Origin of the sequence: Fibrobacter sp. UWB7 (assembly GCF_900142945.1) — a bacterium.
Lineage (GTDB): Bacteria > Fibrobacterota > Fibrobacteria > Fibrobacterales > Fibrobacteraceae > Fibrobacter.
Map to the genome: position 1 here is coordinate 129969 of NZ_FRCO01000007.1, position 7727 is coordinate 137695.

6 protein-coding genes, 1 tRNA gene and 1 pseudogene are annotated in these 7727 nt (G+C 49.9%); 6 read left to right on the forward strand and 2 right to left on the reverse strand.

All coding sequences use genetic code 11. The features are described from left to right. Nucleotides 1-69 precede the first annotated feature (69 nt). The 4 genes from recN (at nt 70) to mqnE (ending at nt 4154) form a co-directional block, all read left to right on the forward strand. Nucleotides 70-1719, forward strand: a complete 1650-nt coding sequence (gene recN / locus BUC30_RS14555) for a DNA repair protein RecN (protein WP_073443006.1) — start codon at nt 70-72, stop codon at nt 1717-1719. Next, nucleotides 1716-2876 carry a CDP-diacylglycerol--glycerol-3-phosphate 3-phosphatidyltransferase gene (gene pgsA / locus BUC30_RS14560; RefSeq protein WP_014546955.1) on the forward strand — a complete coding sequence of 387 codons (1161 nt, stop codon included), beginning with the start codon at nt 1716-1718 and terminating at the stop codon, nt 2874-2876. Before recN ends, pgsA begins: the two co-directional genes overlap by 4 nt. A 113-nt stretch (nt 2877-2989) precedes the next feature. Beyond that, a tRNA-Met gene (locus BUC30_RS14565) sits at nt 2990-3063 on the forward strand. A 50-nt stretch (nt 3064-3113) separates the two neighbouring features. Further along, on the forward strand, nt 3114-4154 hold the full coding sequence (mqnE, locus tag BUC30_RS14570) for an aminofutalosine synthase MqnE (protein WP_014546954.1): 1041 nt from the start codon (nt 3114-3116) through the stop codon (nt 4152-4154). Nucleotides 4155-4157: 3 nt separating this feature from the next. Here mqnE and rfbD read toward each other — a convergent pair whose 3' ends face one another. Further along, nucleotides 4158-5078 (reverse strand): dTDP-4-dehydrorhamnose reductase, encoded by a 921-nt coding sequence (gene rfbD, locus BUC30_RS14575; protein WP_073443008.1) that lies wholly within the window; start codon nt 5076-5078, stop codon nt 4158-4160. Between the two features lie 58 nt (nt 5079-5136). Here rfbD and BUC30_RS14580 point away from each other — a divergent pair, with 58 nt between their 5' ends. Both BUC30_RS14580 and BUC30_RS14585 read left to right on the forward strand, forming a co-directional pair. Beyond that, nucleotides 5137-5925 carry a hypothetical protein gene (locus BUC30_RS14580; protein ID WP_073443010.1) on the forward strand — a complete coding sequence of 263 codons (789 nt, stop codon included), beginning with the start codon at nt 5137-5139 and terminating at the stop codon, nt 5923-5925. A 413-nt stretch (nt 5926-6338) separates the two neighbouring features. Continuing rightward, the gene (locus BUC30_RS14585; RefSeq protein ID WP_073443012.1) at nt 6339-7379 is read left to right on the forward strand and encodes a histidine phosphatase family protein; all 1041 of its coding nucleotides are present in this window, start codon (nt 6339-6341) and stop codon (nt 7377-7379) included. Nucleotides 7380-7490: 111 nt separating this feature from the next. On the opposite strand, the pseudogene BUC30_RS15955 reads toward BUC30_RS14585, so the two are convergent. Further along, nucleotides 7491-7727, reverse strand: a pseudogene (locus tag BUC30_RS15955) (hypothetical protein); the annotation flags it as partial.

Here is a 7727-nt window from a genome sequence, read left to right on the forward strand (position 1 = left end):
GGTCATTAGTCAGTAGTCAATAGCAGCAACTAGCAACTAATAACTAATGACTAATAACTAGAAATAATCATGTTAAAGCAACTCACAATAAACAGCTTTACACTCATTGCCGAAGCAAGCGTCCCGTTCCATGAAGGTTTTACCGCAATCACGGGTGAAACTGGCGCCGGCAAGTCCGTCTTGATGAAAGCGCTCCGCATGGTCTGCGGAGACAAGTCGCAAGCGTCGATGGTCCGCACAGGCGAAGAAAAAGCGGTCATCGAAGGAACATTCGACATTTCGAATGAACCCGAGGTCAAACAAATTCTTGCAAAGTTGGAACTCGATGACGACGATGAACTCATCATCCGCCGCGAGATTCTTGAAAACGGAAAGGGACGCGCCCGCGTGAACGGTTCTGTCGTCAGTCTCTCGGATTTGCAGGAGCTTGGCGAATCGCTTATCCAGATGCACGGGCAAAGCGAACAGCTGTTATTGCGCGACATCCGCACGCATGCAAAGATGCTCGATGAATACGCGGGCAACAACGAGTTACTGATAAACTATTCAAAAAGCTATAACGCCTGGAACAACGTTCTCGCCGAGATTCAAAAGACTGAAGCGCACGCCAAAGATCTGGCGCAGCAAAAGGACTTTTTGAAATTCCAATACGATGAACTTTCAAAAGCGGCGCTTCGCGATGGCGAAGAAGAAGAGCTTGAAGAAAAGGTCAACGTAGCAAGCAAGAGCGAAGCGGAACACAACCTGCTAAATGAAATTCAGGGATTGATCGGTTGCGACAACGGCATCTTGGAACAGGTCCAGAACCTTCAGTACAAGTTGCGCAGTCTCGCTCAAAAGATTCCGCATTACGAAGAAGACTTGAACGCACTCGTCGAAGTCGCGGACCCGTTCGAAGGAATTTGCAAGGACCTGCAGAGGCTCCGCCCGTCAAAGTCCATGAGTCCCGTCGAAATCGACCGCGCCAATTCTCGAATTGCAACGATTCAAAAACTCAAGCGCAAGTACCGCACCGATGTGGCAGGGCTTATTGCGCTCACCGAACAACGTAAGCAGGAACTCGACAGTCTCGAGAATCTCGATGCCGACCTCGATGAGCTCAAACGCAAAGCAGAAGCCCACAAAGCAGAGACCTACCGCTTGGCATCAAGTCTTACCGAGAAGCGTAAAGAAGCAGCCCAGCGCTTTGACTCGGCCGTGCAAGAAATCTTGCACAGCCTCGGCATGCCAAAAGCCAAATTCTTTACGAGCATCACCGAACAGGACCCGACGCCAAACGGCGCCGACCGCATCGAATTCTTGCTCGCCCCGAACCCGGGTGAAGGCGAAAAGTCGTTGCAAAAGGCAGTCTCTGGCGGTGAACTCAGCCGTGTGCTGCTCGCCATCAAGAGCGTCATGGCAGAACTCGACAAGGTTCCGCTCCTGATTTTCGATGAAGTGGATTCCGGAATTTCGGGCGAAACGGGCAATAGCATTGGCGAAGCGCTGCGCAATTTAGGGAAGCACCACCAAGTGCTCACCATCACCCACTTGCATCAAGTCGCAAGCCGAGCCAAAAATCAGCTCGCCGTGAGCAAGAAAGAGGTTGACGGAAGGACATTTACGTCCATTATTGACCTCGACAAGAACGGACGTATCGAAGAAATTGCTAGAATGTTAGGTGGGACCTCCGAAACGGTCCGCACCCATGCAAAGCAGCTGTTGGAGAATAATTTATGACAGAACCAGAAAAAACTTCTGATGTTCGTTTAAGGTCACGCATTTGGAGCATCATGCGTGCTCTCATCTTTGTCTGTGTCATAATCTTCATCTGGAAAGACTGGACCACGATGGCATGCTCCTTTGTGGGTATTGCGCTTATCATGGGTTGGGTCAACTTGTTCCAGCTCAAGAGCCAAGAAATTGAAAAGCCCTATTACCGACTTTGGCTCAACACCATCGATGGGTTCTTGCAGTTCATCGTAATGACAAGCATTTTCTTCCGCGACTTGATCCAGAACGAAAGCGCCGAAAAAATTCTCGGTGTCGGTTGCGCCGTCTTGCTTGGACGACTGATAGCCCACACGCTATTTTCGCTCGGCGTTCTCCGCGAAGGGAAGCAACTCCCCCGCAAGCGCCGCTGGAGCAAACTTGCAAATCTTTCTGTCACAATTACGATGGGCGTATACTTGCTGAACTTGGAAAATTACCAACAAATTATGATGGTCATTTCCATTTTGCTCATAGCCGCCTCCACTGCAGCATACGCGTACTGGTACTACCGCGACCCCGCACACCGCAAGCCGCTTTCGATTGCAAGCCAGCTCACCATGAGCCGCATTGTGCTCACGCCGTTTTTCCTTTGGGTGTTCTTCTACGATAACGATCTGGATTACAGCAACAACAACATCGTCTTTAAAGTGCTTTCGCTCGTGATGGTGCTCGGCTTCATGCTCACGGACTTCTTGGACGGCAAGCTCGCCCGCGCGATGGGCGAAGTCAGCACGCTCGGCAAATACCTTGACCCGTTCAGCGACAAGATTTCGAACATGACGATTTTCATGTGCTTTATCGCTACAGGCTATGCGCCCGTGTGGATGGTCGCGCTGATTTACTTCCGCGAATCTAGTGTGGAAACGCTCAGAACGCTCGCCGCAAGTGAAGGCCTCGTGATGCCCGCACGTCGCAGTGGCAAGTGGAAAACCGCATTGCAAGGCATCGGCATTGTCGCGATTCTTCTTGGCGCTATCGATCCGGTCCGCGCATTGATTCCTGGATTTGAAAGCATCTGGCATCAGTTCCCGATTGTCGTGATGGGCATCATAACCACCATTACAATCGTGAGCGGAATTGATTATTTCTACGCAAGCAAGCACATTTTGAAAAAATTCGTATAGTCAAATTCGTGCATAAATCGCGGGAAAACATAAAAAAAACTTACTCCGACAAATACTCTGCTTTTCACTCTTGCCAAACCTGTTATAATTTTCTATATATGGGACAACCTCGACGCGGGGTGGAGCAGTTGGTAGCTCGTCGGGCTCATAACCCGAAGGTCGCAGCGTTCAAGTCCTGCCCCCGCTACTAAAAAGACCTAGATTCACTCTAGGTCTTTTCTTTTTTATATTTGTAGTATGTCTCGCATTTCAGAACAAGAAGCTCTCGATTTATTTTTGAACGCACCGCTCGATGAACTTTGCGCACGCGCCAACGCCGAAAAAGAAGCGCGCCACGGGAAGTCCGTTTACTGGGTGAACAACCGCCAAATCAACTACACGAACGTGTGCGTGCTGCACTGCAAATTCTGCGCCTTCAGCCGCATCAAAAAAGACAGCCCGACCGCTTACGACTGGAATTACGAAACCATCCGCGACAAGGCCGCCGAAGCCATTAGCAAAGGCGCCCGCGAATTGCACATTGTTGGCGGGCTCCATCCCGACCATCCGTTCGATTACTATATCGAGATGTTGCGCAAGCTCCGCAAGGAATTTCCATCCGCAAACTTGAAAGCTTTTACTGCCGTTGAAATTTGCCACTTCGCCAAAATTTCTGGCCAGACGCCCGAACAGATTATGGCAACGCTCAAGGACGCAGGTCTTGACGCTCTCCCCGGTGGCGGTGCCGAGATTTTAGTACAAAGTGTACGCGACAAGATTTGCCCGGGCAAGGAAACTGGCGAAGAATGGCTCGACGTCCATCGTGCAGCCCACAAGCTCGGCATCCCGACGAATGCAACCATGCTCTTCGGCCATATCGAAAAGATTGAAGACCGCATCGCGCACATGAAGATGCTCCGCGACTTGCAAGACGAGGCTCCGGGATTCTTCGCATTCATCCCGCTCGTGTACCATCCGGAGCACAATGCGCTCCACCAGATTGTCCCGAACATCACAAGCGAAGAAGACATCCTCCGCACGGTCGCTGTTTCTCGTTTATTTTTGGACAACTTCCCGCACATCAAGGCTTACTGGATCCAGATGGGCATCGAGACAGCTATGAAGGCACTCCACGCCGGCGCATCGGATTTGGACGGCACGATTATCGAAGAGAAAATCACGCATGCTGCTGGCGCCACGGTTCCCGTGGGCATGAGCCCGGAACGCATGCAAGACCTCATCAAAAAAGAAGGCCTCGTTCCGGTGGAACGAGACGCCTTGTACGAAAGATTTTCTTAGGTCTTACACGAGCACGCCGATTTCCTTGAGGTAACGGCCAAGCGCATCCTGCCATGTGGGGAGCGGCTTGAAGCCAGCTTCCACAAGCTTGCTCTTGTCCAAGCGGCTATTGAACGGACGTGCGGCCTTGGAAAGTCCGTATTCCGCCGTCGTTACCGGCAACACCTTAGTCGGGAGCCCAGCCTGCTTGTAGATTTCCTTCGTGAAATCGTACCAGCTGATGAATCCACCTTCGTTCGTGGCGTGATAGTAGCCGTACTTATCCGTTTCAATCATATCGACGAGGAGGCGGCTCAAGTCGAGCGTGTAAGTCGGCGTACCAATCTGGTCGTAAACAACGCGGACGGTGTCGTGAGTCTCGCCCACCTTGAGCATCGTCTTGATGAAGTTCTTGCCATTAAGGCCGAACACCCAGGCGATACGTACAATGAAATACTTTTCAAGCGTTCCGCTCACGGCAAGTTCACCCTTGAGCTTGGATTCGCCATAGACGTTGAGCGGTTCGTAATCCCTGCAGTCCGGTTTCCACGGAGAAGTGCCACGGCCATTAAACACGTAGTCCGTGCTGATGTAGACCATCTTTGCATCAATTTCTTTAGCAACGCAAGCAATGTTTTCCGTGCCTTCGGCGTTAATTGCAAAGACCTTCGCCTTCTTGTCTTCGTCTTCGGCAAGGTCCACCGCCGTCCAAGCAGCGCAATGCACGATTACATCAGGCTTCACGCTCTTGATGGTTTCTGCAACCGCAGCTGCATTCGTAATATCCATCGGAACATAAGGCATCGTGGTCACAGCACTGCCATCAGCCACACCGGAATAAACCGGAGCAATATCGCTACCGACACCCTCGTAGCCGCGTTTTGCAAGTTCATTCATCACATCGTGACCCAGCTGGCCACCGACACCAGTTACCAAAACTTTCATAATAAAACCTCTGCGTGTGAATATAGCAATTAGCCACTATTTTCTATCTTTGGGCACGATGTTTGAAGCGTTAAATTTCCATTTTTCGGCATACGACTGGCTGCTCGTCTTTATGGTTACCGCCCTCGGCACCTTGAGCGCCTACCTCAAGGACCCGCAACTCAAAGCGGTCACAGCAACAATCCCTATTCCCTGCGGTTTTGCCTACATCGCTGTCGGACTCCCAATGGGCACCGAAAATGCAGTTTCGGGCTTCATGTGCATGTTGTACGTACACATTGTACGCATTCTCCACTACAAAGTAAAAGTACCAATCGTACCGTCGATTATTGCAGGACTCGCCTTTTTTGTCGCACTCGGAACATTTTTGCATGCACGCATCCCGGAAGGCGAAGCGTACTTTATCGGCGCTTGCGTTTTTGACTTTGTCATCGGCGTGATTTTCTTCCAGAAGCAAAAGTACAAAGCAGGCGTGCGCTACAAGACCCCGCTCCCGGTTTACATCAAGGCGCCCGCCATCGCAGGAGTTGTTTCCGGACTCATGTTCATCAAGCGCCTGATGGGCGGTTTTTGCACCAGCTTCCCGATGATGAATTCCATCGTAAGCTACGAGAGCCGTTACTCGCTCGGCGACCAATGCAGACAGCTCCCGCTATTCCTCATTGCAGGGCCGTTCATGTTTGCGACCATGCGCTACATAGAAATCGGTTTCGGGCTCAACCACTGGATTGTGCTCCTCATCGGATACATCGTTTTTGCACTGATTTACTGGCCGCTCAACAAGGAACTCAAGCGCCGCAACGAAATCAACTACAATTCCGACAAACCCGTTGAAACAAAAGCATAAAAAAACACGTTTTTTTGCGTTAAACGCCCCCTCAAAAACAGCCCTATGCATATAAATCTTCATTTTTTCAAATTTTATATGCATTTTTCCATAATTCTAGTACAAATTAATCATACAATTATCCAAACAGGTAGTTTTCCATGCATATAAAAACTCCCCAAAAAGCCTTTTTATATGCACCATGCACCACAGCAAGTAATTAATTTATTCATAAAACACATATAAAAAGCATCATTTTGACCTTTTTATATGCACGTCCCGCCTTTTTAAGCGCTTTTTAAGCGCTTTTTCAAACGCATTTTCACCCCAAATCATCCCAAAACAGCTTTTTAAAGGTTTTTAGGAAAAATTTACTTGAAGAAACCACGCAACATAAATAGATTTAGAGGGATAAAAACAAGGAATTTCACGCAATGCATAAAATTTCTCGCATTTCTTTAGCTCTTACCGGCGCAATCCTCTCCGCCTCGCTTTTGTCAGCCTGCGGTGACGACTCCGCAACATCCCCGATTAGCACAGCCATTAGCCAAAGTTCAAGCAGCCAAATACAGCAAGAACAGCTTTCCAGCTCTTCCACAGATCAGCTCCCGGCAAGCTCTGCCGACGCAAACACCAGCTCCGCCACAGCTCCGATCGGTGAATCCAGCTCTTCCACAGACGTTCCGCCAACCCAGTCCAGTTCCTCGGTAGGAACCGCAGAACTCGATCCGAGCTGCGTTGAAACCCCTGTCGCCGACATCCCCCTTGACACCAACGGACTCGCTGACATCGCTGACGTTTTCAAGAGCGTCCGCTGCAATGAAAAGGCTGTGTTCATCATCCGCCACGGCGAACGCGACGACGCACAGACCGGTCGTGAAACGCCCCTCACCTACTGGGAAAACGAACCCGACTCCGTCAACGGTCAACCGTCTGACGGCGTAAGACAAGCCCGAGCCGTCGGTAAAAAGCTCATCAGCGCCGATGAATTTGTGTATTCGCACACCAACTACGTCCGCACCGAACAGACCTGCTACAACATCAACCTTGGCCGCGGACAACAGACATTCCAGCATGACACAACCAGCCTTTATTCCATCAGCTGGTACAAGAAAGACAGCGAACGCTACAAGTTCTATGACGACTCCACGACAAACGTCCGTCTCGTCATTGCGGGCTGGGCATACGACAACCTCTATGCCGACGCCTTCTACGACCTCAAGGAAAAATCCGAAGAAATCATCAAGAAGGACATCGCCCCAGGCTACGCCTCCATGAACAAGTACCGCGTCATCTGTACCCACGACGACTTTGTTCTCCCGTTCAGCGTATTCGTCTCTAACGGAGCCGTGAACTACAAGTTCCACGTTACAAGCCACTGGCCGTACTTCCTTACCGGTGTTGCAGTCATTATCGACAACAAGGAACAGCTCCGATACGTTCCGTTTAGAGGTCTCGGCATCGGAGTAGAATAACATCCCTCGGCTTCTTTGCAAAAAAAACGCCCTTTTAACAAGAATCCCCGAAAATCAACTGATTTCGGGGATTTTTTTGATTAAAAAGCAATCACTTCAATTTCAATGCACTCACTGTTTCTGATCAAGGGAAGCCTTGAGAGCCAGAACATCAGAAACAGAGAGTCTAGTATACTCGACAATTTTATCAACAGGCTCGTCTTTTACCAGCATTCTCATAGCCATTTCGCGAGCCTTGTCTTGCGCACCCTCATACCTGAGGACAGCCTCATCATAATCTTTCATCCATGAATTTGACATAGTTCTAGGACTAAAATTACTCATTTTCACTTCGTTTTGCAACACCTT

Coding starts and splice junctions, on each gene's coding strand:
- recN (WP_073443006.1), top strand. CDS start 70: ATGTTAAAGCAACTCACAATAAACAGCTTTACACTCATTGCCGAAGCA.
- pgsA (WP_014546955.1), top strand. CDS start 1,716: ATGACAGAACCAGAAAAAACTTCTGATGTTCGTTTAAGGTCACGCATT.
- mqnE (WP_014546954.1), top strand. CDS start 3,114: ATGTCTCGCATTTCAGAACAAGAAGCTCTCGATTTATTTTTGAACGCA.
- rfbD (WP_073443008.1), bottom strand. CDS start 5,078: ATGAAAGTTTTGGTAACTGGTGTCGGTGGCCAGCTGGGTCACGATGTG.
- BUC30_RS14580 (WP_073443010.1), top strand. CDS start 5,137: ATGTTTGAAGCGTTAAATTTCCATTTTTCGGCATACGACTGGCTGCTC.
- BUC30_RS14585 (WP_073443012.1), top strand. CDS start 6,339: ATGCATAAAATTTCTCGCATTTCTTTAGCTCTTACCGGCGCAATCCTC.